Origin of the sequence: Pseudomonas sp. MF5691, assembly GCF_016405645.1 — a bacterium.
GTDB classification, from domain to species: domain Bacteria; phylum Pseudomonadota; class Gammaproteobacteria; order Pseudomonadales; family Pseudomonadaceae; genus Aquipseudomonas; species Aquipseudomonas shahriarae.
This window is the reverse complement of sequence record NZ_JAEKDC010000024.1, coordinates 1-25,498: the sequence shown is the minus strand read 5'-3', so window position 1 is coordinate 25,498 and position 25,498 is coordinate 1. Positions and strand designations below refer to the sequence as shown.

The window sequence follows — 25,498 nt, the reverse complement described above, 5'->3', positions numbered from 1 at the left end:
GTCAGATCAGATGATTACGCTGGGCGAACTTGGATAAGTGCACCACCGACGACATACGCAGTTTCTCCTTCAACCGGGTTTTATAAGTACTGATGGTCTTGTGACTCAACAGCATGTCCTTGGCGATTTCATTGTTGCCCAAACCCAGGGCCAACTTCTGTAGCACCATCAACTCCCGGTCAGAGAGTGCTTCTACCAGTTGCTGTTCCGTGGTTTGCAAGTCGTCCTTGCGTACGGAACTGGTGGGCAGGCTGGGGAAGCAGCTGTAGTTGGACATGACGGCCTTGATGGCTTTTTGTAGCTCATCCAGCTCGCCGGTTTTCGCGACAAACCCCATCGCCCCGGCCCGCATGCAACGCGTCGAAAAAAACACCGCCAGATAGGAGGTCAGGACCAGTATCTTGCAGGGCAGGCCCAAGGCCTTGATCCGGCTGATCACTTCCAGCCCGCCCAGCTTGGGCATGGCCAGGTCGAGAATGACCAGGTCTGGCCGTTCCTCCCTGGCAATCTGTAATGCATCGGCACCATTGGCAGCCTCGAAAATCTTCTCGAAGCCCTCCTGGCGCAACAGGTACTTGACGGTTGCACGAATGAACGGATGATCATCCACAATTAGCGCTTTGCTCATGCGACTCCCTGGCAGAACACCACGACTGTTTAGTTGCTTCATTGGCGACCACTCATTTCAGGGCGCCAATACCCTTACACATCACACGAAACCCCTGTACCTGTGAGAAGTACCAGTTCCGACCAGCGGTACTGTCTACACAGAACGTTTCAACGGAATTTGGTTAGGTGCAACGGCTCAACATTAACAACGGAATGATGTTTCGCCCGAAGGGAAAATCCGGCGCATATGTAGGATTAATCCTCACTAAAGCGTAGTCAAAATCACCGAAAAAAACCGCCCCCCATGACGGGAGGCAGCTTTTCCAGCCGAACAAAGGGGGGTTGTCAATCAGTGGTGCTGGGACTCCAGAAGGCTTGCACCACTAGGGTCGACTGGGAGACCCGCGCCACCAGGGCATCCAGTTCGTCACCATCGACCGAGTTGGCCGCCAGGGTGGCCTCGATCTCCACTTCCTCACTGCCAAAGGGCCGCACATCGACATCGCTGGCCGGGTAGTTACAGCGCGCCAGCTCCGATTCCAGCAGGGCCATTACCGCCTGCTGCTGGGCACGCCGCGCAATCACGTAGAGGATGTTGGTGACCTCCGCCGACACCACGTCCAGGGGCTGGCGGTTGATGTTGTTGACGATCGGCCGCAGCAAGGTGTTGGCCGCCAGCACAAAACAGGTGCCCAGGAACGCCTCGAGGATCAGGTCGGCACCGGCGCAGGCGCCCACGGCGGCAGAAGTCCACAGCGTCGCGGCGGTATTGAGCCCGCGTACGTTGCCCTCCTCGCGCATGATCACCCCGGCGCCGAGAAAGCCAATCCCGGACACCACATACGCCACTACCCGCACGGCCCCTTCGGCCCCGGCCAGGCGGTTGGCCATGTCGACAAAGATCGCCGCCCCCACCGCCACCAGCACATTGGTGCGCAGCCCGGCCGTGCGCTGGCGGAACTGGCGCTCAAAGCCGATCAGCCCACCCAGGATAAAGGCCGCACTGAGGCTGACCACGGTGTCGATCAAGGAATCCAGATTGATATTGTTGAGGGCTTGCATGGTAAATCTCCCTTTGATTGCCCGCAGAATCAGCGTCGAAAAAAGGGGGATCAGGCAGGAACCAGGACGGTTCGCTACCGAAAGGCCGCTTCTCGCTTGCTCGGCGAGGCAACGGCATGGAGATGCGCGTCAGCTGGCCAAGCCTGGTCGACAACTGTCACTCGAAAGTCTGTTCACGAAGGTCTGCGCTATGGTTGAAAACCGGCGCAGCTTACGCCTGCAGTCTGCAGGAGGAAAGTGACAGCGCGGCGAATCGTCGGGTTCTTCAGCAAGGGTTCAGCCAGGGTCGCCCCCGCAGGCGCGGGAGCGACCGGCAGCCGGTATCAGCTCGCGGTGGCCAGCAGCACGTCACGCACCGAACGGTCCTGGCCGCGGCTGCGATCATGCTCATGCAGCGACGCGGCAATCTCGTCGGCGCGAATCGGCAGGATCGACAGCAAGGTATCGCTCAAACCATGGCTGGCCTGGCTGAAGCCCTGCATGTAGATACCCGCCTTGCAACGCTCGTCGGTGACCACGCGGTAGTCGCGGTTCACTTCAAAGTCACCCATATAGGCCTCGAGCGGCGCCAGCAACTGGCGATGCATCTGGCGCTCATAGCCGGTGGCCAGGACCACCGCATCGTAGTGATTGAGCACCGTCTCACCGGTGGCGTTATGGCGCACCAGCAACTCGATGCCCAGGGGCCCGGCGCTGGCTTTTTCCACGGTGGTCAGGGTGCGGAAGGCGTGACGGGCGATGCCGGAGACTTTCTGGCGGTAGAAAATCCCGTAGATGCGCTCGATCAGGTCCAGGTCCACCACCGAATAGTTGGTGTTGTGGTACTCGTTGACCAGGCGCTCGCGCTCGCTGCTGGGCTGCTGGAACACCAGGTCGGTGAACTCCGGGGAGAACACTTCATTGACGAACGGGCTGTCGTCGGCAGGCTTGAGGGCCGAACCGCGCAGGATGATATCCACCTGCACCGAGGGGAAGCTGTCATTCAGATCAATAAACGCCTCGGCCGCGCTCTGCCCGCCACCGATGATTGCAATGCGCATCGGCTTGCCCTCGACACACGGCTGCTGGGCCATGCGCGCCAGGTACTGGGAATGGTGGAACACCCGCCCATCGTCCTTGAGCGCCTTGAACGCCTCGGGAATCCGTGGCGTACCACCGGCGCTGACCACCACCGAGCGCGCGGTGCGTACCAGTTGCTCGCCCTGGGCATCACGGGAGATCACCCGCAGCGCCTCGACCTGCTGCTGATGCAGGATCGGCTCGATGGCCAGCACTTCCTCGCCATAGCGGCTCTGCGCGGTAAATTGCCCGGCGACCCAGCGCAGGTAGTCGTTGTACTCCATGCGGCACGGGTAGAACGTGCCCAGGTTGATGAAGTCCACCAGACGCCCATGGACCTTGAGGTAGTTGACGAAGGAATAAGGGCTGGTGGGGTTGCGCAGGGTCACCAGGTCCTTGAGGAAGGAAATCTGCAGTTCGCTCTGGCTCACCAGGGTATTGCCGTGCCAGCGGTAGTCGGCCTGCTTGTCGAGAAACAGCACATCGAGCTTGCCCTGGGCTTTCTCGCGCTCTTGCAGGGCGATGGCCAGCGCCAGGTTCGAAGGACCGAAACCAATACCGATCAGGTCGTGAACCGCGGGCGATGCAATTGCCTGTGTCATTCCAGTGTCCTCTGGATAAGCCCCGTGGCAGTGGGGCGGAAAGCCTGGGCGACCTGCTGAACAACAGGCCATGTGTTGATAGGAAACGAGGACAATGAAAAAAAATTTAAGCCCGGTGCAGGATTCGTCCGGGCAGGCGTGGCGGCGACGGCTGTGGCAATGCAGTAATGGCAGTTTGAAGTCATCTAACTTAGAATTATTCTCATGTGGCTTTAAACAGACTGGTAAACGCGCTCGAATACTGGCGTTTCGCCCAGCTGTAACGCCGTATGTAAGCACTTAAATTTCAGGGCAAATACCTCGTTTACCTGACAGCTTCCCGCTTCTGTCTCTGCCCTCAAGGGCGTTTGAGCAGCGGTCCGAACTTTCCTGGCTGGAACCCGTGCATGAACCGTCCTCGACACACCCGGCGCGCGCTGCTGGCAGCACTTTGCCTGATCCCCGTGGTCGCCTTCGCCGCCTGGCAACTGATCCCGCCCGGCCGCGATCAGTTCGCCACCCTGGAAGTGCGCCGGGGCGATATCGAAAGCAGCGTGACCGCCCTCGGCACCCTGCAACCACGGCGTTACGTGGATGTCGGCGCGCAGGCGTCCGGGCAGATCCGCAAGATTCACGTTGAAGCCGGCGCCCAGGTCAAGCAAGGCGATCTGCTGGTAGAGATCGATCCGGCTACCCAGCAGGCCAAGCTCGACGCCACCCGTTATTCCATCGCCAATCTGCAGGCGCAACTGCAGGAGCAGCACGCGCAAAACCGCCTGGCACAGCAGAAATACCAGCGCCAGCAACGCCTGGCCGCCGGTGGCGCGACCCGCGATGAAGACGTGCAGACCGCCCAGGCCGAACTGGACGCCACCCAGGCGCGCATCAACATGTTCAAGGCGCAGATCAGCCAGGCCCAGGCCACGCTGCGGGTTGATCAGGCCGAGCTGGGCTACACGCGCATCTATGCACCGATTTCCGGCACGGTAGTCGCCGTGGATGCCCGTGAAGGCCAGACCCTCAACAGCCAGCAGCAGACGCCGCTGATTTTGCGCATCGCCAACCTGTCACCCATGACCGTCTGGGCGGAAGTTTCGGAAGCCGATATCGGCCATGTCAAACCGGGCATGCAGGCGTATTTCACCACCCTGAGCGGTGGCAACCGGCGCTGGACCAGCACTGTGCGCCAGATCCTGCCGGTGCCGCCCAAGCCCCTCAACGAAACCAGCCAGGGCGGCGGCAGCCCCAGCAGCTCGAGCAAAAGCGGCAGCGGCCGGGTGGTGCTGTACACCGTGCTGCTGGATGTGGATAACGCCGATAACGCACTGATGGCGGAAATGACCGCCCAGGTGTTTTTCGTCGCCAGCCGCGTCAGCGATGCGCTGACTGCACCCGTCGCGGCCCTGCAAGGCAGCACCCGGCCCGACACGCAACTGGCGCGAGTGGTGGCCAAGGACGGTAGCATCGAAGACCGTGAAGTACGGGTGGGGATCAGCGACCGCCTGCGCATCCAGATCCTCGATGGCCTCAACGAAGGCGATCACCTGCTGATCGGCCCCGCCGAAAGCAGCGGAGGCTGAATGTTGACGCCGCTGATCGAACTTCGGGATATCCGCAAATCCTACGGTGGCGGTGATACGCCCCAGGTCGACGTATTGCGCGGGATCGACCTGTCGATCCATGCCGGGGAATTCGTGGCGATTGTCGGGGCCTCCGGCTCAGGCAAGTCGACCTTGATGAATATCCTCGGCTGCCTCGACCGCCCCACCGTCGGCCAATACCTGTTCGCCGGGGAAAACGTCGCACAACTGGACACCGACGAACTGGCCTGGCTGCGCCGCGAAGCCTTTGGTTTTGTGTTCCAGGGCTACCACCTGATCCCGTCCGGCTCGGCCCAGGAAAACGTCGAGATGCCGGCGATCTATGCCGGCACGCCGGCCGCCGAACGCCATGCCCGCGCCGCCGCCCTGCTCACCCGCCTGGGCCTGGCCGGGCGCAGCGGCAACCGCCCGCACCAGTTGTCCGGAGGCCAGCAACAACGGGTGTCGATTGCCCGAGCCTTGATGAACGGCGGGCATATCATCCTCGCCGACGAACCCACCGGCGCCCTCGACAGCCATAGCGGCGCCGAGGTCATGACCCTGCTCGACGAACTGGCCAGCCAGGGGCACGTGGTGATCCTGATCACCCACGACCGCGAAGTGGCGGCCAGGGCCAAGCGCATCATCGAGATCCGCGACGGCCTGATCATCAGCGACACCCCCAACCCCCACTCCCACGCTAACGCCGACGCCAACCCCAAGGCCTTGCAAGCCGTGGACCTGCGCCAACGCCTGGCCGATGGCGCCGAGCACAATGGTGCGTGGAAAGGCGAACTGCTGGACGCGGTACAAGCAGCCTGGCGAGTCATGTGGATCAACCGCTTCCGCACCGCCCTGACCCTGCTGGGCATCATTATTGGCGTGGCCTCGGTGGTGGTGATGCTCGCCGTGGGCGAAGGCAGCAAGCGCCAGGTCATGGCGCAGATGGGCGCCTTCGGCTCCAATATCCTCTATGTCAGTGGCTCGGCGCCCAACCCGCGGACGCCGCCCGGCATTATCACCATGAACGACGTCAGCGCCATGGCTGCCCTGCCCCAGGTCAAGCGCATCATGCCGGTCAACGGCGCGGAAGCCGGGGTGCGCTTCGGCAATGTCGACCACATGGCCTATGTCGGCGGCAACGACACCAACTTCCCGGCGATCTTCAACTGGCCGGTCGTCGAGGGCAGCTACTTCACCGAAGCCGACGAACGCAGCGCCGCCACCGTCGCGGTGATTGGCAAACGGGTGCGCGACAAGCTGTTCAAGGACCTGCCGAGCCCCATCGGCCAATACATCCTCATCGAAAACGTGCCGTTCCAGGTGATCGGCGTCCTCGCCGAAAAAGGCGCCAGCTCCGGCGACAAGGACAGCGACGACCGTATCGCCATCCCCTACTCCGCCGCGAGTATCCGCCTGTTTGGCACCTACAACCCCGAATATGTAGTGATTGCCGCCGCCGACGCACGCAAGGTGCATGAAGCGGAAAAAGCCATCGACCAACTGCTGCTGCGCCTGCACAACGGCAAGCGGGATTTCGAACTGACCAACAACGCCGCGATGATCCAGGCCGAGGCCCGCACCCAGAACACCCTGTCGCTGATGCTCGGCTCGATTGCCGCCATCTCGCTGCTGGTGGGCGGCATTGGCGTGATGAATATCATGCTGATGACCGTGCGCGAACGCACCCGGGAAATCGGCATCCGCATGGCCACCGGCGCCCGGCAGCGGGACATCCTGCGCCAGTTCCTCACCGAAGCGGTGATGCTCACGGTGGTCGGCGGGGTGGCGGGGATCGGCCTGGCCCTGCTGGTCGGCGGCGCGCTGATCCTCAGCAGCGTGGCCGTCGCCTTTTCGCTGCCAGCCGCCCTTGGCGCCTTCGCCTGCGCGCTGGTCACCGGCGTCATCTTCGGCTTTATGCCGGCCCGCAAAGCAGCCCGGCTCGACCCGGTCACGGCCCTTACCAGTGAATGATCGCCCTATGAAAGCGCACTTGACCCTCGTTGCCGCCAGCCTGCTGCTGGCCGCGTGCAGCAGCCCGGCGCAGCGCCCGGAGAGCGGTTTGCAGCCACCGCCCGCGTGGGACACGGCGAGCAAGGCCCAGGCCCAGCACGTCAACCAGCAATGGTGGACGGCATTTGCCAGTCCGCAACTCGACCAATTGATCGAACAGGCCCGCGCCGGCAGTTACGACCTGGCCAGCGCCATGGCCCGGGTACGCCAGGCCCAGGCCAGCGCGGTGGTCGCCGGCGCGCCCTTGCTGCCCGCGCTCACCGGCGGGCTCAACGCCAGCCGGCAGAAACAGCTGCGTGGCACGGGCAACAACCCACCGCAGAGCAACAGCAACAAAGACGCGGGGGACTACTTCAGTACAAACCTCACCGCCACCTACGAAATCGACTTCTGGGGCGGCAAGCGTGCTGCACGCGACAGCGCGGAACTGGCCGTGCGCGCCAGCGAATTCGAGCGCGCCACGGTGGAGTTGACCCTGCTAAGCGGCGTGGCCACGACCTACACCCAACTGCTGGCACTGCATGAACAACAGCGTATCGCCGAACTGAACCTGGCCAATGCGCAAAGCGTCCTGAAACTGGTGCAGACCCGCCATGACGCCGGCTCTGCCACCCAGCTGGAACTTGCGCAGCAAAAGAGCCTGGTCGCCGCGCAACAACGGCAGCTGCCAGAAGTCCGTCAACGCACCGAAGCCGCCCGGATCAGCCTGGCCGCCCTGCTCGGCCAACCGGTACAGACCCTGCAATTTACCGATCAATCCTTTGACCAACTGCGCTGGCCCAGCATTGCCGCCGGAGTACCCAGCGACCTGCTCAGCCGTCGCCCGGACATCGCCCGCGCCGAAGCACAACTGGCGGCGGCCCAGGCCGACATCATCGTCGCCCGCGCCGCCATGCTGCCCACAGTCACCCTGACCGCCAACCTCGGCTCCGGCGCCAATCGCACTGCCGATATGCTGCGCAACCCGTTCTACAACCTTGCGGGCGGGCTGGTCGCGCCAATCTTCAACAACGGTCGCCTCGGCGCCGAACGCGACAGAGCGACGGCACGCCAGGATGAATTGCTGCACACCTATCGCGGGGCGATCATCAATGGCTTTGCCGATGTGGAAAAGGCCCTGAGCAGCATTCGCCAGCTCGACGAACAACGCCAGTGGCAGCGTGAGGAGTTGAGCCAGGCACAGACCGCCTTCCGCATCGCCCAAAGCCGTTATGAGGCCGGCGCGGAAGACTTGCTGACGGTGCTGGAAACCCAGCGCACACTGTATGCCGCCCAGGACCTGAACGTGCAACTGCGCCAGGCGCGGCTGGAGGCCAGTGTGGCGCTGTACAAGGCGCTGGGTGGAGGCTGGCAGGCACCCGACCTTCAACGATGAAGATCTAATGTGGGAACTGGCTTGCCAGCTCCCACATGGTTTAGTGTGCATTCAGGTTGATGGCGCGTCGGTCAAATGATCCGCTCCCTGACCTTCAAATGCCGCGCATACCACGGCCGTTTCGGCACCTTGCGGAACAAGTCCTGTAACTTGTCATCATCAGCGCCAAAGGTGATGCGCAAGGCCAGCTTCATGGTTTCCGGATCCATCTCCACGGTGCGCCCCATCTGCAATCCCGGGGTGGTACTGCAACCATGGGTGTCCGGCCCCAGCCACGGATCACCCACCTCGACCCAGCGCCCCGGCGCAAACCACGGCACACCGTTGACCTCCAGGCGGCTCAGTTCACCCGGGTGAAAGCGCTCATGGGCGCGAAACCAGTCCTCGAGCCGATCATCGATCCAACCATGAAAATGCCAGAACACCGGGTTCACATGGGAGGAAAACGGATCGCCCAAAAAGTCATTCTCAGGCTCATACCAACGCGCCGCGAAGTCCGCCGGATCTCGCGCAAATGGCACGGGCGCACCATTGGAAGGATCGCGCGGCACCGAAGCCCAGCGCATATGCAACCAATCGTGCAACCCCAACTCAAGCTCCGAGCCGAACTGACCCAGAGTCAACTTGGCCAGGTAACGCGGGTCACGGTATTGCGACTCCCACACCTGGAAGTTGCTGTGATAAGTCTCGGCCGCCTTGATCTCACTGACCCACTGGGTGTACTGCTCGTCACCGCTGGCCATCCAAGTGGGTGGCAGCGCAAAGCCATCGTGATTGTCGAAGTAGCGCGCAAAACCCCGGCGATCAGCCTCAAGTGCCGGCTGCGGCCCAGGGAAACGTGGCCATGACGGCAAGTCCTGCATGGAGCGCGCAGTACCGAGCATGTGCCGATGCATAAAGAAAAAGTCGATCCCCGAACCGTTGCGGTCCTTGCGCGGGCCACGGGCGTCGCGCTCTTTATCTCGTGGCCCGGGCTGCCAGCCGATACCGCGCAGGGCATTACGCTTGTCTTCAGGGAGCTTGTGCCACTGGTCCCGCGAGGCGTGCCAGAGCTGATGAAACAGGCGGTGCTCGGGCGCAACCAACCACGCCAGCAGCGTCGGGTTCAGGCCGATACGCTCGCGGGCTTCGGGAAAAAGCTGCTTGGTAGCGACAAAACGGTTGTCCCGCTCCAGCAGCGCCAGCGGGCGGTCGAGACTGAGGATCTGCCCGCTAAGGGTGCCGCTACCGGCATTGCCGAAGCTGCCCCAGACTTCGTCCAGGCGCATCTTGAATTCATAGGCCGGCCTGCCGTCTGGCGAGTCGCGGTCAATCAGGCGCCAGTACAGCAGCGCCGCATTGCCTGGCGCCAGGTCGCCGAGCACCTGATAGCGCGGCTCACCCTCTGCGCGCAGTTGCCCGGCCGTATCCAGGTAGCCACGCAGGCCTCGGCCACGCGGCGCAATATCAAGAAACAGTTCCAGGCCGTCGAGGGGCAAGCCTTGCAGCCCGGCATCAGCCCCTTCCAGGCGCAGGCTCCAGACACCCCGCAGGCTGTCCGCCAATTGCTGGCCGGCGGTGTCCGCCAGGTCCACCGTGGCCTCTTCGGGCGTGATGGGGAATTCCTCACGCGTCAACTCACGATGGGCATAAAAGGCCGCAGGTACGGCGGCGCCGGTCAGCGCCAGGCCTGCGATAAACCCTCGTCGAGAAATCGTCATGTTCCTACCTGTGTCAGCCTTGGAGCAGGCTTTATCCAAGCTAGAACGTTTAGCCGGGTGGCAAATTTACTGTAGGCGCCAGCTGCCCGGCGATGGCGGTCTTCCTGTCGATGCATCACTGCCTGACCCACCGCTATCGCCGGCAAGCCGGCTCCTGCAGGTGATCGTTGGCGCGCTTAAATTTCCCTGCCCATCACTCGTTCTTCCCAGATAGCAAAGGCCCCTTGCGCCTGCACCTCAAAGGCGAACCGACTGAGATGGCAATGACAAAACCACGTTCGAAAAAGGCTCTATCCATCGGCCTGCCCTTGGCCCTGGCCATTGCTGCCGGCGCAGGCTTTGCCTGGGATCACTGGTTTCGCGGCAATGCCGGCTACCCGCTGGAAGTGATCAAGCAAGCCAATGAACTGCAAGATCGGTTGATCTCGTTCGACAGCCATATCACCGTGCCCCTGGACTTCGGCACCGCAGGCCATGAAGCGGACAAGGACGGCAGCGGCCAGTTCGACCTGGCCAAGGCCAGTCGCGGACGCCTGTCGGGGGCGGCGCTGACGATTTTCGGCTGGCCCGAACTGTGGAACGGCGCCAACGCGCCCCACAAACCGACCGCAGGCTTTGTCGACGAGGCCCGGCATCAGCAAGAGGTGCGCTACAAGATCATCGCCGGTATGGTCCGCGACTTTCCCAACCAGGTCGGCATTGCCTATACCCCCGCCGATTTTCGCCGCCTGCATGGCGAAGGCAAGTTTGCGATTTTTATCAGCATGCTCAACGCCTACCCGCTGGGCAATGACCTGAACCTGCTGGACATGTGGACCGCACGCGGCATGCGCATGTTCGGCTTCAGCTACATCGGCAACAACAGCTGGTCGGACTCTTCGCGCCCACTGCCGTTTTTCAACGATTCACCGGACGCCCTCGGCGGCCTTTCGGATATCGGCAAGCAAGCCGTACAGCGCCTGAACGACCTGGGCGTGATCATCGACGTATCGCAAATGTCGACCACCGCCCTCGAGCAAGTCGCCCAGCTTAGCCGCACCCCCATGGTCGCTTCCCACTCTGCGCCCCGCGCATCGGTGGATATCCCACGCAACCTCAGCGACAAAGAACTGCAACTGATCAAAAACAGCGGCGGCGTGGTGCAAGTGGTGGCCTTCGGCGGTTACCTGCGACCGTTGAGCCAGCCGATCCAGGACAAGCTCAACGCACTGCGCGCGCGTTTCGACCTACCGCCACTGCCCAACCTGGCGATGGCATTGATGCCGGGGGATCCGATCATCGCCGCCTGGCCAGAACAGAAGTTCGGTGAATACGCCAGCGAGCTCTACGCCATTCTCGAAGAGGAACCCAAGGCCAGCCTCAAGGACCTGGGGGATGCCATCGACTACACCGTGCGCAAAATCGGCATCGACCACGTCGGCATTGCCTCGGACTTCAACGAAGGCGGCGGCGTCAAAGGCTGGAACGATGTCAGCGAAGTACGCAACGTGACCGCCGAACTGATCACCCGCGGTTACTCCGAAGCCGATATCGCCAAGCTGTGGGGCGGCAATTTCCTGCGGGTGTGGGAGCAGACGCAAAAATCCGCCAAACCTGGCGTCTTGCCAAGCGAGCCGACGCCATGACCGACCGCCGTACCTTTCTCAAGCAGGCCGGCATCCTCGCCGCCAGCCTGCCGTTGGGGGCCGGCCTTGAGGCCCAGGCAGCCCCCATCCCGGCACCCGCAGACAAATGGACGGGCATGCGCCACCTGTTCGACCAGGACCCAAGCTACATCCACTTCTCCAACTTCCTGATCACCTCACACCCAAGGCCCGTGCGCGAGGCCATCGAACGGCACCGCGCCGCCATTGACCGCAACCCCGGCCTGACCATGGACTGGGACCTGCAGGAACCCTGGAAACGCGAACGCCAGGTGCGCGAATGGGCAGGTCGTTACCTGCAAGCCAAACCCGGCCAGATCGCCCTCACCGGCAGCACCACCGAGGGCTTGGCGATGATCTACGGCGGCATCCATGTGCGGCCCGACCAGGAGATTCTCACCACCGAGCACGAGCATTTTTCCACCGACAGCATCCTGGGGTTCCGCACCCGGCGCGACGGCACTCAGGTGCGCAAGATCAAGCTGTTCGCCAACGCCAATCAAGTGTCGATCGATGAGGTGCTAACGGCCATCGAGCGCAATATCCGCCCCAACACTCGGGTGCTGGGTATGACCTGGGTGCAATCGGGCAGCGGCGTGAAGCTGCCGATCGGCGAAATCGGCCAACTGGTCAAGCGCCACAACCAGGGGCGCGAAGAAAAAGACCGCATTCTCTACGTAGTCGATGGCGTGCATGGCTTTGGCGTCGAAGACCTGGCCTTCCCCGACATGCACTGCGATTTCTTTATCGCCGGCACCCATAAATGGATGTTCGGCCCACGCGGCACCGGCCTGGTATGCGCCGCGTCAGAGCAGGTGACCACCCTCACCCCCTGCGTGCCGACCTTCTCCGAAGACAGTGATTTCGCCACCTCGTTCTCCCCCGGTGGCTATCACGCCTATGAACACCGCTGGGCGCTGGACGAGGCCTTCAAGCTGCACCTGCAGCTGGGCAAGGCCCAGGTTCAGCAGCGTATCCACAGCCTCAACACCTACCTCAAGGACCGCCTGCAAGCGCGACCGAACATCGAGCTGGTCACCCCGTACAACCCGCAGCTCTCAGCCGGCTTCAGCTTCTTTCGGGTCAAGGGCCAGGACAGTGACAAGGTGGCCGCCTACCTGATGCGCAACCGTGTGGTCAGCGACGCAGTGAACCGCGACGTCGGCCCGGTGGTGCGCACCGCACCCGGCTTGCTCAATACCGAAGATGAAGTCGACCGCTTCCTGGTCCTGCTCGACAAAGCCCTCTGACACCCTTTTTTCTTGCCCAAGAGACGACTCATGAACGATGAACCGCTCACCCCGACGCTCCTCAAATCCCTGGCCCTGACGGCATTGATGGCCTGCCTGTTGCCATCCGCCCAAGCCGCGACACCGCCCAAGCCCGGCACCGTGTTCAAGGACTGCAAAAACTGCCCGGAAATGGTGGTGCTGCCCACCGGCACGTTCAAAATGGGCACCCCGGATGATGAGGTCGGTCGCCAGCCCGATGAAGGGCCGATCCATGACGTGACCTTCGCCAAACCCGTGGCCATCAGCCGCTTCCAGGTGCTGGCCGGCGAATGGGACCGTTACGTACAAGAAACCGGCTACAAGATGCCCGACGGCGACGACCGTCCAGGGCGCAAATGCACGGCCGGCAAACCCACCTACAAGACAAGCCCCAAACATCCGGCAGTGTGCATGGACTTTGCAGAAGCCAATGCCTATGTCGCCTGGCTGTCGAAGAAAACCGGCAAGCAGTACCGCATGGTCAGCGAGTCCCTGCGTGAATACGCCGCCCGTGGCGGCACCTCCGGCCCGTTCCCATTTCCATTCGATGAGGGTAAGGAATACAGCATCGCCAAGCACGCCAATACCTACGGGCCGGCGGATGGCTACAGCTATACCGCACCGGCCGGCAGCTATGCGCCCAATGCGTTCGGCGTGTATGACATGCATGGCAACGTCTACGAATGGGTCGAAGACTGTGAAAACGACAGCTATGTCGGTGCGCCCAGCGATGGCAGCGCCTGGCTGACCGGGCAGTGCGAAGTGCGGCAGATTCGCGGCAACGACTGGGGCGAAGCGCCGGTGTTTTCCCGCTCCGGCAACCGCAACAGCCTCAACTCCAACGTGCGCGGCGACTGGCTGGGCTTTCGCGTGGCACGGGATCTCTGAGCCTACGCACCTCGGGACGCGGCTAAATCGCGCCCCGCCCGACTCGTCCTCCTACTATCGGCCTGCCAACGGTAAACCTCCGCGCGCAGGCCTTCACTTGCCCACAGCACGTAGCCACGTCGCGATCGAGGTAGTTTCATGACCGCAGCACCGCGCAGCGCCATTCGAGAACTCTTGAGCCTGCTCAAGCCCTATCGGCGGATTGTTATTTCTTCCATCACGCTGGGCATCATCGGCGGCCTTAGCGTCACGGCGCTGCTGGCCACGGTCAACCGCGGCCTGCACAGCGCCGACGGCATGGGCACCGGCGTGGTGCTGGCCTTCGCCGGGCTGTGCCTACTGGCCCTGCTCAGCAGTATCGGCGCCGACATCGGCACCAATTTCGTCGGTCAGAAGGTGATTGCCAAACTGCGCAAGGACCTCGGCGCCAAAGTGCTCGCCGCCCCCATCGAACAGATCGAGCGCTACCGCACTCACCGCCTGATCCCGGTGCTGACCCACGACGTGGACACCATCAGCGACTTTGCCTTCGCCTTCGCCCCGCTGGCGATTTCCACCACAGTGATCCTGGGCTGCCTGGGCTATCTGGCGGTGCTGTCCTGGCCGATCTTCCTGATGACCCTGCTGGCCATCGGCATTGGTTCGGCGGTGCAGTACGTGGCTCAAAGCAAAGGCATCAAAGGGTTCTACGCGGCACGTGACGCCGAAGACAACCTGCAAAAACACTATTCGGCGATTGCCGAGGGTGCCAAGGAACTGCGCATCCACCGCCCACGTCGGCATGCCATGCACACCCGTAATATCCAGGGCACCGCCGACAAAATCTGCGACACCCACATCCGCTCGATCAATATCTTCGTGATTGCCAAGAGCCTGGGCTCGATGCTGTTTTTCGTGGTTATCGGTCTGGCCCTGACCCTGCAACAATTCTGGCCCAGTTCGGACCCGGCGGTGATGAGCGGCTTTGTCCTGGTGCTGCTGTACATGAAAGGTCCGCTGGAAAACCTGATCGGCAACCTGCCGATCATCAGCCGCGCGCAAATTGCCTTCCGCCGCATTGCCGACCTGTCGGAGCGTTTCTCCTCGCCGGAACCACACCTGCTGCTCGATGACGCCGACAAAACCGTGCCCGTGATGAAGCACTTGGAACTGCGCAACGTGCAGTACGCCTTCCCAACGGTCGAAGGCAGCGAGCCGTTCAAGCTCGGGCCGGTCAACCTGAGCATCGAGCCTGGGGAAATTCTGTTTATCGTCGGTGAAAACGGTTGCGGCAAGACCACCCTGATCAAGCTGCTACTGGGCCTGTACACCCCGCAGCAAGGTGAAATCCGTCTCAACGGCCTGCCCGTGGACGCCCTGGGGCTGGATGACTACCGGCAGATGTTCACCACGATTTTTGCCGACTACTTCCTGTTCGACGACCTGGTGCAGAACGACAAGGCCTTGCCCGACGACGCCACTCAATACCTGGAGCGCCTGGAAATCGCCCACAAGGTCAGCGTGCGCGACGGCGCGTTCACCACCACCGACCTGTCCACCGGGCAACGCAAGCGTCTAGCCCTGGTCAACGCCTGGCTCGACGAGCGCCCGGTGCTGGTGTTCGACGAGTGGGCGGCGGACCAGGACCCGACCTTCCGGCGGATTTTCTACACCGAGCTGCTGCCGGACCTCAAGCGCCTGGGCAAGACCATCATCGTCATCTCCCACGACGACCGTTACTTCGACGTCGCCGACCAACTGGTACGCATGCAGGCCGGCCGAGTCATCACTGAAAAAGCCTGCGCCTGACCTCCCCTGTAGCAGCCGGCTTGCCGGCTACTACAACGCTCCCCGCCTGCTATTGCACCTAAATCTCATTGATCGAACTTCGTCTTCCTGACACAGCTTATTTCCTCTGCCGACGGCGACGAGATCGATCATGAACCAATTGAACCAACTTCCCGATGACGACCTGCTGGCCTTGTTGCTGGCCGATGAAGCCGGCGCCGGGCAGTCCATCCAGAGCCTCGCCGGGCGTGATCCGGTGCCGCTGTCGTTCGCCCAGCAGCGTCTGTGGTTCCTGCAACAGTTCGATCCGCAAAGCCATGCCTATAACCTGCCACGGGCGATTGCCATCAAGGGACCGGTGGACGCGTGCGCCCTGGAAGCGGCCCTTAACCAGGTGATCAATCGCCACGATATCCTGCGTACCGCCTTTCGCAACACCGACGGCACGCCCCTACAAGTCATCGACCAGGGCGCACAGCTGAACCTGCTCGAAGAGGACCTGAGCGCCCTGGACAGCGTCCAGCGCGAACAGCAAGTGCAAGATCGCATCCGCCAGCACGCCACCCAGCCCTTCGACCTGAGCCAGGCGCCGCTGATTCGTAGCACCCTGCTCAAGCGCGCCACGCAGGATTATGTGCTGCTGCTCAATATGCATCACATCGTCTCGGACGCCTGGTCCAATCCGATCCTGATGCACGACCTGGCAAGCGCCCTTGGCCAACCAGGCCGGGCCCTGCCGCGCCCGTCCATCCAGTACGCCGACTACGCCCAGTGGCAACGCCAAGACTACCCGCTGACACCGCAACACGCCGCAGCCGCCCAGTATTGGAAGGCCATCCTTGGCAATGATATCCCGGCCCTGACACTGCCTCGCGAGCGCCTGGAAAACCACGCAGGTGCCGGCCATCATGCCCACACCCTGCCTGCATACTTGAACGAGCAGCTCCAGAGCTTTTGCCAGCAACAGGGCCTGACCCCGTTCGTAGTACTGCTCGGCACCTGGCAATTGCTGCTGGGACGCTACAGCGGCCAGACCGACTTCACCGTCGGCGTGCCCAACGCCACACGCAACCAGGCACAGATCCAGGACCTGGTGGGCTTTTTCGTCAGCAGCCAGGTGTATCGCGCGCGACTGGCACCCGAGCAATCGTGCAGCGCGTTCCTCCAGGCCCTGCGCCAGCAATCCCTCGCCGCCCTGGAACATGCCGACTACCCCATCGAGCTGATCCTCGAAGACCTCCACCTGCAACGCAGCCCCCAGGCCAACCCGCTGTTCCAGACCCTGTTCAACTGGCGCGCCGGCGCCGCGCAGGACGCGCCCCTGCACCTGGGCCCGTTGCAACTGACGTTTATGGACAGCCACCCGTTGCAGGCCAAGTTCGACCTGTCGCTGGACGTGGAGTACAGCCAGCAGCAGATCACCGCGCATTTCGACTATGACGCCGGGTGCTTCACCCCGGCGACCATCGCCACTCTGGCCGGGCACTGGCAGAACCTGTTGCAAGCCATGGTTGAGCAACCGCAGGCACTGATCGGCGAGCTTGCGATGCTCAGTGATGAGGAGCGTGAGCGGCAGTTGGGGCAGTGGAATACCACGGCCGTCCACTACCTCAACGCAGCCCCTGTGCATGTGTTGGTCGCGGAGCAAGCCGAACGCCTGCCACATGCCGCCGCTGTGGTGCTCGGCGAGCAGCAGTTGACCCTGGATCAGCTCAACCGTCGCGCCAACCAACTGGCTCACAAGCTGCTGGAGCTGGGCGTTGGCCCCAACGTCTGCGTGGGCCTGGGCCTTGAGCGCAGCCTGGAAATGGTCATCGCCCTGCTGGCCGTGCTCAAGGCAGGCGGCGCCTATGTACCGCTGGACCCGGCCTACCCCGCTGACCGCCTGGCCTACATGATCAACGACAGCGGCATCGGCCTGCTGCTGACCCAAAGCAGCCTGGCATTGCCCGCCCCGGACAGCCTGCCGTCCCTGTGCCTGGACCAGGACAGCGACTGGCTGGAAGGCTATGACAGCGCCAACCCGCAGCTAACAGTCAGCGCCGAAAATCTGGCCTACATGATCTATACCTCTGGCTCCACCGGGCAGCCCAAGGGCGTGCAGGTGCGCCACGGCGCTCTGACCAATCATATGCTGTGGATGCAGGGCGAATTGGGCCTGAACGCTGCGGACCGGGTCTTGCAAAAAACCGCCTTCAGCTTCGACGCCTCGGTGTGGGAGTTCTGGTTGCCCTTGCTCAACGGTGCGCAGTTGGTCCTCGCCTCCCGCGAGTTGTCCGACGATTTGTCAGTGCTGTGGTCGGAAGTAGCCGCCCAGCGCATCAGCGTGCTGCAAATGGCCCCTTCCCTGCTGCAAGCCTTGCTCGTCGACGAACAGGGCGCGCAGATGCAATCCCTGCGCTTGCTGCTGCTGGGCGGCGAAGCCTTGGGTACTCCGCTGGTCGCACAATTGCGCGAACGCTGGAACGGCCGCCTGTGCAACCTTTATGGCCCAACCGAAGCCACTATCGACACCACCTTCTTTGATGTCGCCAGCCTGCCCGAAGGCGCCATCGCCCCTATCGGCCGCCCCCTCGCCAACGTGCGTACCTACCTGCTCGACCACGACCTGCAGCTGTGCCCGGTGGGCACCAGCGCCGAACTGCTGATCGGCGGCGACTCCCTGGCACAGGGCTACCACCAGCGCCCGGGACTGACCGCCGAACGCTTTATTCCCGATCCGTTTGCAGGCAATGGCGCACGCCTGTATCGCAGCGGCGACCTGACGCGCTACCGTGCCGATGGGGTCATCGACTACATCGGGCGTATCGACCATCAGGTAAAAATCCGCGGCCTGCGTATCGAACTGGGAGAGATTGAAGCGCAACTGCTGCAACACAAGGCGGCGCGCGAAGCCGTGGTCATCGCCCACCCAACCCCGGGCGGCGCGCAGTTAGTGGGTTATGTGGTGCCGACGGAACCGGCAACAGACATTAACCGCCAGGACGCCTTGCGCGAGGTCTTAAAAGCCTGGCTCGGCGAACAGCTGCCAGACTATATGGTCCCAGGTCATTTGCTGATCCTGGCGCAACTGCCCCTGACCCCCAACGGCAAACTCGACCGCAAGGCCCTGCCCGCCCCCGACGCGAGCCAGGCCCTGCACGCCTACGTGGCCCCGCAAAACGATCTGCAACAACGCATCGCAGCCATTTGGCAAGACGTGCTCAAACTTGCAAAAATCGGCCTGAACGACAACTTCTTCGAACTGGGCGGCGACTCGATCATCTCCATTCAGGTGGTCAGCCGCGCCCGCCAGGCCGGCATCCACTTCACCCCCAAGGACCTGTTCCAGCACCAGACCATCCAGGGCCTGGCCAGCGTGGCGAAAACCCACGGCCAGGGCCTCGCGATCGATCAAGGTCCGGTCACCGGCAGCGCACCACTGCTGCCGATCCAACACCTGTTCTTCGATACCGAGATCCCCGAGCGCCACCACTGGAATCAATCGGTACTGCTCAAGCCCGCCACGGCCCTGGACCCGCACCTGCTGGAACAGGCCCTCAACGCCCTCATCCAACACCACGACGCCCTGCGCCTGAGCTTCACTCAGGCTGATTCTGGCTGGAACGCCGAATACCGCCCGGCCACGGCGTCGGTGTTGTGGCAGACCCGGATTGAGGACACAACGCAACTGCAATCTTTGGGCGACGAAGCCCAACGCAGCCTCAACCTGCAAGACGGGCCGCTGCTGCGCGCGGTGCTGGTCAGCCTGGGTGACGGTAGCCAGCGCTTGCTGCTGGCGATTCATCACTTGGTGGTGGATGGCGTGTCGTGGCGGATTTTGTTTGATGATTTGCAAACCGTGTACCGGCAAGTGCAGGCGGGCCAGGCGATTGAATTGCCGGAGAAGACCAGTGCGTATAAGACATGGGGCGAAAGGTTGCGGGGCTATGGGCAGAGTGCCGAGTTGCAACAGGAACTGATGTACTGGGAACAGCAACTGGACGCCGCCAGCCACGACCTGCCGCAATCCAATCCTGACGGCAGCCAGCAGCATAGCCGGTCAACGACTGTCGATATCCTGTTGAGCAAAACCCTGACCCAACAACTGTTGCAAGTCGCGCCCGCGGCCTATCGCACACAAATCAATGATCTGCTGCTGACGGCCCTAACCCGTGCAGTCAGCCAATGGACCACGCGCGACAACGTGCTGATCCAACTGGAAAGCCATGGCCGCGAACCCCTGTTCGATGACATTGACCTAACCCGCACCATCGGCTGGTTCACCAGCCTGTACCCGGTCAAGTTGAGCGCCCATCCGGATTTGGGCGAAGCAATCAAACAGGTCAAGGAACAACTGCGGGCCATTCCTGACAAAGGCATTGGATTTGGCGTTCTACGCTATCTGGGTGACGCTCAGACTCGGGAACGCCTGAGCGCATTGCCCGTGCCACGTATTACCTTCAACTACCTGGGCCAGTTCGACGGTAGCTTCGACAGTGCCGAAGGCGCGCTGTTTGTGCCTACTGGCGAGGAGCGTGGTGCCGAAAAAAGCAGCGAAACGCCTTTGGGCAACTGGCTGACCATCAATAGCCAGGTCTATGGCAGCCAGTTGAGCATGAGCTGGACGTTCAGCGACGACGTCTTCCCTGTTGAAGTCATCCAGAACCTCGCCAACAACTGCCTGCATGCGCTCGAGCAACTGATCGGCTATTGCTGCGATACCGATCACCAAGGTGCAACACCCTCTGACTTCCCATTGGCTGGGTTGAGCCAGGCACAACTGGACACACTGAGCATCCCGGTCCAGCAGATCGAAGACATTTACCCGTTGTCGCCGATGCAGGAAGGCTTGCTGGTGCACACGTTACTGGAAAAAAACTCCGGCATTTACTTCATGCAAGAGTGCTACACCATCAAGGAAACGCTGGACTATCCGCGCTTCGAGGCGGCCTGGCAGCAGGTGGTAAAACGCTATGAAGCGATTCGGGCGTCATTCCTGTGGAATACCGGCGGCACGCTGCTGCAAGTCATCCACAAAAACAGCAACGTGCAGGTCGAACGGCTGGACTTGAGCCATGTGCCGATGGACCGGGTACAAGCACAGATCGAACACTTGCTCAAGGTAGAGCGGGAAGCCGGCTTCGATCTAGCCTTGCAGCCTCCGATCCGCTTCAAGCTGATCCTGCTGGCCGACCACTCCCACCGGTTTGTCATGAGCAACCACCATATCCTGCTAGATGCCTGGTGCCGCTCGTTGCTGATGTCGGACTTCTTCGAGATCTACCACGCCATGTTGGCGGGTAAACCCTGTGAGCTCGCCACGCCCTACCGCTTCCGCGACTTTATCCAGTGGTTGCAACAACAGGATCGCACCGCCGCCACGACGTTCTGGCAAGATCAACTGGAAGGCCTGGAGCACACCACGTCACTCCCGGTGGATCATCCGCAAGTGCCTGCGCACTCGGTGTCGGTGATTGGCGACAACTACACCTGGCTCAGCCAGCAAGACAGCACCGCACTGCAAGAGGCCGCGACGCGCCACCACCTCACGCTCAACACCTTCGTCCAGGCTGCCTGGGCCTTGACCCTGCATAACCACAGTCGCTCGCGGGACGTAGTGTTCGGTGTTACGGTTTCCGGTCGCCCAGCGCATATTCCCGAGATGCAAAATACCGTAGGGCTGTTTATCAACAGCGTACCGTTGCGGGTCGCTATCCCCACCCCGGACAGTCAACTCAGCACCCTCGCCTGGCTGCAAACCATCCTGCACAAGAACGTGTCAGTGCGTGAATATGACTATCTGCCCCTGGTCAACATTCAGGAGTGTAGCCAGATCCTCAAAGGCCAGCCGCTGTTCAACAGCCTCTTCGTCTACGAAAACGCGCCGATGGAAGACTCCGTCGGCCAGGACGCTCAGGACATGGGCGTAATCTCCGAATCTTCGCGGACCCACACTAATTATCCGGTGACCGTGGTGGTCTACCCAAGCGACAAGATTGGCCTGCATCTGTCATACGACACCCGCTTTTTCGAGCAGTCGACCATGGACAGCTTGCTCGAAGAGTTCAAGCAATGGCTGATCGCCCTACGTCATCACCTGCACCAACCGTTGGCCCAGATCACTCTGGTGGCTCCGGAACGTCTAAGTGAGTGGGCCCTTGAACACAATCAATCGCAGGTGCCCCACGATCTGCAGCGCTCATTTGTCGAGCAGTTCGAACAGCACGTCGATGCCAGCCCGCAACGCGTGGCAGCGGTTTGCCAGGACCGTGCCTGGACCTACGAGCAACTCGACCATGAGGCGAACATCCTCGGCCATCGCTTGATCGAGCGCGGCGTGGGCCTGGACCAACCCGTGGCCCTGCTGGCCGACCGCGACCTGGAGCTGCTGGCAATGATTGTCGGCACCTTCAAGGCCGGCGCAGGATATCTTCCGTTGGACCCAAGCCATCCTGGCGAACGGATCAAGAGCGTCCTGCGCCTTAGCAAGACGCCACTATTGGTCTGCACGGCCAAGTACCGCGAGCAGGCCCAGATGCTGCTTGGCGAACTGGCCATCAGCGCCCCCGAACATAGCGTGGGCCTGCTGGTCTGGGAAGATCTGCCGCCTGATTTGGCCAACCGGCAACGCCCAGGACGCTACAGCGGCCCGAACAACCTGGCTTATGTGATTTTCACTTCAGGCTCCACCGGGCAGCCCAAGGGGGTCATGGTGGAACAGGCCGGCATGCTCAACAATCAGTTGAGCAAAGTGCCTTACCTGCAACTGACCGAGCAGGACATCATCGCGCAGACCGCTTCCCAGTCGTTCGATATTTCTGTCTGGCAGTTCCTCACCGCACTGCTGTGCGGCGCCAAGGTATGTATTTTTGCTGACGACATTTCGAAGAACCCTCAGGCTCTGCTCAAGCACGTTGAAGAACAACGTATTACCGTGCTGGAAATTGTCCCGGCGCTGATCCAGGCGCTGCTAATCGAACAACACAGCGACCTTCCCGACCTGCGCTGGCTACTACCAACGGGCGAAGCGCTGCCGGCAGAAACTGCCGCCGACTGGCTGGCACGCTACCCGGCCATCAAGCTGGTCAACGCCTACGGGCCGGCTGAGTGTTCTGATGATGTGGCGTTCTACAACATCGACCCGGCCTCGACTCAACGCACCTACATCCCGATCGGTTACCCAACCGATAATAATCGTCTGTATGTGCTGGACGACGACCTGTCGCCGATCCCCACCGGGGCAACGGGTGAAATCTGCATTGCCGGCGTCGGCGTAGGGCGCGGCTACTGTGGTGACCCGGTGCGCACCGCCGCCAGCTTTGTGCCCAACCCCTTTGCCCTGATACCGGGCGAGCGGTTGTACAAGAGCGGTGACCTGGCGCGCCGACGCAAGGAAGACGGCGCCCTGGAGTACCTGGGGCGTGTGGACCAGCAGGTAAAAATCTACGGATTCCGTATAGAGCTGGGCGAGATCGAGGCGCAAATCGCGCTGTTCCCCGGGGTTCGCGAAGCGGCCGTACTGGTCGGCGAGAACCCGCTGGGCAAGCAGTTGATTGCCTATCTGACCCTGGAAGAAGGTGACACTCACTCAGGCATCGATGCGCTGCGGGCCTTCCTCAAGGCCCGCCTGCCGGCCTACATGATTCCTGCCCAGGTGCATGTGCTGGAGCAGATGCCACGCAACCCCAACGGCAAGCTCGACCGCAAGGCTCTGGCCTGCGTAGACGTGCAAAGCGAAGCCCAGGAACACCGTGAACCGCAAAGCGGGTTGCAGAGCGACATTGCCGATATCTGGCGAGCAGTGCTGAAAACCCAGCGTATTGGCCTGGATGACAACTTCTTCGCCCTTGGTGGCAATTCGCTGCTGGCCACGCAGGTGACGTCCCGCGTGCACCTGCACCTGGGTATTGAGGTACCACTGGCCACGATTTTCGAAAGTGCCTCGCTGCAAGACTATGCATCCCGTATCGAGCCCGCTGGCGAACAAGCCCCTGATGACTCATTGAATGATCTGTTTGATCTGCTCGATGTGCTGGAGACCCAATAAATGCAATCCAACGCCCTGAATGACTTGATAGACCGCTTTATCAAGTTGCCAGTTACCCAGCGCAAAACCCTCTATGAGCAAATGAGCGCCAAGGGCATGAGCTTGTCGCGCTTGCCGATCCCACAAACCCGGCATTTCTTTGCGCAAATACCCTTGTCGTTTGCCCAGGAGCGCCAGTGGTTTCTGTGGTTGCTCGATCCTGCCAGCGCCGCCTATAACCTGCCAACCGCACTGCGGTTGCGGGGACCACTGGACGTCGATGCATTGCAACGCAGCTTCGATACCCTGATCGAACGCCACCAAAGCTTGCGCACCCGATTTGTCGAAGAACCTCAAGGCGTGATACAGGTGATCGACCCCCTGAGCGGCCTGTTCCTCGACGTCATTAGCAAGAACGGCGCCACAGATAGTTTTATCAAGGACTTCGTTGAACAGCAGAGCCGTCAACCCTTCGACCTGCGCCGTGATCAGTTACTGCGGGTGAAGTTACTACGCATTTCTGAAGAGGATCATGTCCTGCTGCTGGTCCAGCATCATATTGTCTCCGATGATTGGTCAATGCACATGATGGTCCAGGAACTGGTTCAACTATATGGTGGCTATTCCCAGGGCCTATCCGTCGAGCTGCAAGCACTGCCGATTCAATACACCGATTATTCGATCTGGCAGCGCCGCTGGATGGAGGCAGGGGAAAGTGAACGCCAGCTGGCTTACTGGAAGGGCCAACTGGGCGGCGAACAGCCGGTCCTGGAGTTGCCCACAGATCGTTCGCGACCTGCCGTGCAGAGCTATCGTGGGGCGAACATCACGGTCACGGTTCCCCCGGCGCTGGCACAAAAACTCAAGCAGCTTGCCCAGCAGAGCAATGTGACACTGTTCATGCTGCTGCTCGCCTCGTTCCAGGCACTTTTGCACCATTACAGCCGTCAGGCCGACATTCGTGTCGGCGTGCCTGTGGCCAATCGCAACCGGGTAGAAACCGAGCGTTTGCTGGGCTTTTTTGTTAACACCCAAGTGCTCAGGGCACGCTTCGATGAACCGCTGTCCTTCAGCGAACTGTTGGCACAGGTCAAGCAAACTGCGCTGCAAGCCCAAGCCCACCAGGACCTGCCCTTCGAGCAACTGGTCGAAGCCCTGCAGCCGGAACGTAACCTGAGCCTCAACCCTTTGTTCCAGATGATGTTCAACCACCTCAGCGAACACCAGGGCGCCTCAGCCGGCCAGCCGTCATCACCTTCCGCCTTGCACGTCGAGAGTCTGAGCAGAGAACACCATACCGCTCAATTCGACCTGACCCTCAACACCTTTGAATCAGCACAGGGTCTGTCTGCAACGCTGAACTATGCCACCGACCTGTTTGACGCCAGCACCATTGAGCGCTTTGGGAAACATTGGCTGAACTTGCTGGAACACTGCATTGCAGCGCCACAGCAGCCAATCAACAGTATGTCGCTGCTCAGTGATATGGAAAGACAGCAGATCCTACGAGATTGGAACGCCAGCACTGCCGACTACCCTCGCGACAGTGCCATCCACCACCTGATCGAAGCCCAGGCCGCCCGCACCCCGGATGCCGTGGCGTTGGTCTTCGACACCCAGTCATTGACCTTTGCCCGACTCAACCAGCAGGCCAACCGCCTGGCCCATCGACTGATCGAGGCCGGTGTCGGCCCGGATGTACTGGTGGGGATTGCGGTGCAACGCAGCGTTGACCTGGTGGTCGGGCTGCTGGCGATTCTCAAGGCCGGTGGCGCCTATGTGCCACTGGACCCGGCGTACCCCGAGGAACGCCTAGCCTACATGATGCAAGACAGCGGCCTGGCCCTGCTGCTGACCCAGGCACCGTTGCTGGCGCGCTTGCCGATCCCGGCCGGGGTCAGTGCCCTGGCCCTGGACCAACCGGATGCGTGGCTCGATGGCT

At 61.8% G+C, this 25,498-nt stretch carries 13 protein-coding genes; 9 read left to right on the top strand and 4 right to left on the bottom strand.

Features of this window, described 5'->3' with window-relative positions; genetic code table 11:
• Position 1: 1 nt before the first annotated feature.
• The 3 genes from JFT44_RS24155 to JFT44_RS24145 all read right to left on the bottom strand — a co-directional run bounded on the left by JFT44_RS24155 (position 2) and on the right by JFT44_RS24145 (position 3,332).
• Positions 2-628, bottom strand: a complete 627-nt coding sequence (locus tag JFT44_RS24155; RefSeq protein ID WP_057439085.1) for a response regulator transcription factor — start codon at positions 626-628, stop codon at positions 2-4.
• A 326-nt stretch (positions 629-954) separates the two neighbouring features.
• Positions 955-1,671 (bottom strand): MgtC/SapB family protein, encoded by a 717-nt coding sequence (locus JFT44_RS24150; protein ID WP_057959180.1) that lies wholly within the window; start codon positions 1,669-1,671, stop codon positions 955-957.
• A 323-nt stretch (positions 1,672-1,994) separates the two neighbouring features.
• On the bottom strand, positions 1,995-3,332 hold the full coding sequence (locus JFT44_RS24145; protein WP_057439138.1) for a lysine N(6)-hydroxylase/L-ornithine N(5)-oxygenase family protein: 1,338 nt from the start codon (positions 3,330-3,332) through the stop codon (positions 1,995-1,997).
• Between the two features lie 386 nt (positions 3,333-3,718).
• On the opposite strand from JFT44_RS24145, the gene JFT44_RS24140 reads away from it, so the two are divergent.
• Genes JFT44_RS24140 through JFT44_RS24130 form a run of 3 tightly spaced genes read left to right on the top strand, consistent with a single transcriptional unit; the run spans position 3,719 to position 8,279 of the window.
• Complete coding sequence (locus JFT44_RS24140; protein ID WP_057959179.1) at positions 3,719-4,891, top strand: efflux RND transporter periplasmic adaptor subunit; 1,173 nt, start codon at positions 3,719-3,721, stop codon at positions 4,889-4,891.
• Positions 4,892-6,865, top strand: a complete 1,974-nt coding sequence (locus JFT44_RS24135) for a MacB family efflux pump subunit (RefSeq protein WP_057959178.1) — start codon at positions 4,892-4,894, stop codon at positions 6,863-6,865. It begins immediately after the preceding gene.
• A 7-nt stretch (positions 6,866-6,872) separates the two neighbouring features.
• A complete protein-coding gene (locus tag JFT44_RS24130; protein ID WP_057959177.1) occupies positions 6,873-8,279 on the top strand; it encodes an efflux transporter outer membrane subunit in 1,407 nt (468 codons plus the stop codon).
• A gap of 71 nt (positions 8,280-8,350) precedes the next feature.
• On the opposite strand, the gene JFT44_RS24125 is transcribed toward JFT44_RS24130, so the two are convergent.
• Positions 8,351-9,979, bottom strand: coding sequence for a hypothetical protein (locus JFT44_RS24125; RefSeq protein WP_057959176.1), 1,629 nt, complete (start codon positions 9,977-9,979; stop codon positions 8,351-8,353).
• Between the two features lie 263 nt (positions 9,980-10,242).
• Here JFT44_RS24125 and pvdM point away from each other — a divergent pair, with 263 nt between their 5' ends.
• From pvdM to JFT44_RS24095, 6 genes are all read left to right on the top strand, one after another.
• Positions 10,243-11,604 (top strand): pyoverdine-tailoring dipeptidase-like protein PvdM, encoded by a 1,362-nt coding sequence (pvdM, locus tag JFT44_RS24120; protein WP_057959175.1) that lies wholly within the window; start codon positions 10,243-10,245, stop codon positions 11,602-11,604.
• Complete coding sequence (locus JFT44_RS24115; protein ID WP_057959174.1) at positions 11,601-12,872, top strand: aminotransferase class V-fold PLP-dependent enzyme; 1,272 nt, start codon at positions 11,601-11,603, stop codon at positions 12,870-12,872. The genes pvdM and JFT44_RS24115 overlap by 4 nt, the downstream gene beginning before the upstream one ends.
• Before the next feature lie 30 nt (positions 12,873-12,902).
• Positions 12,903-13,781 carry a formylglycine-generating enzyme family protein gene (locus JFT44_RS24110; RefSeq protein ID WP_057959173.1) on the top strand — a complete coding sequence of 293 codons (879 nt, stop codon included), beginning with the start codon at positions 12,903-12,905 and terminating at the stop codon, positions 13,779-13,781.
• A 138-nt stretch (positions 13,782-13,919) separates the two neighbouring features.
• On the top strand, positions 13,920-15,569 hold the full coding sequence (locus JFT44_RS24105; protein WP_057959172.1) for a cyclic peptide export ABC transporter: 1,650 nt from the start codon (positions 13,920-13,922) through the stop codon (positions 15,567-15,569).
• 130 nt (positions 15,570-15,699) lie between these two features.
• Entirely contained in the window at positions 15,700-23,577 is a 7,878-nt protein-coding gene (locus tag JFT44_RS24100) for a non-ribosomal peptide synthetase (protein WP_198831312.1), read from the top strand.
• A partial coding sequence (locus JFT44_RS24095; protein WP_198831311.1) for a condensation domain-containing protein occupies positions 23,578-25,498 on the top strand: 1,921 nt, incomplete at its 3' end.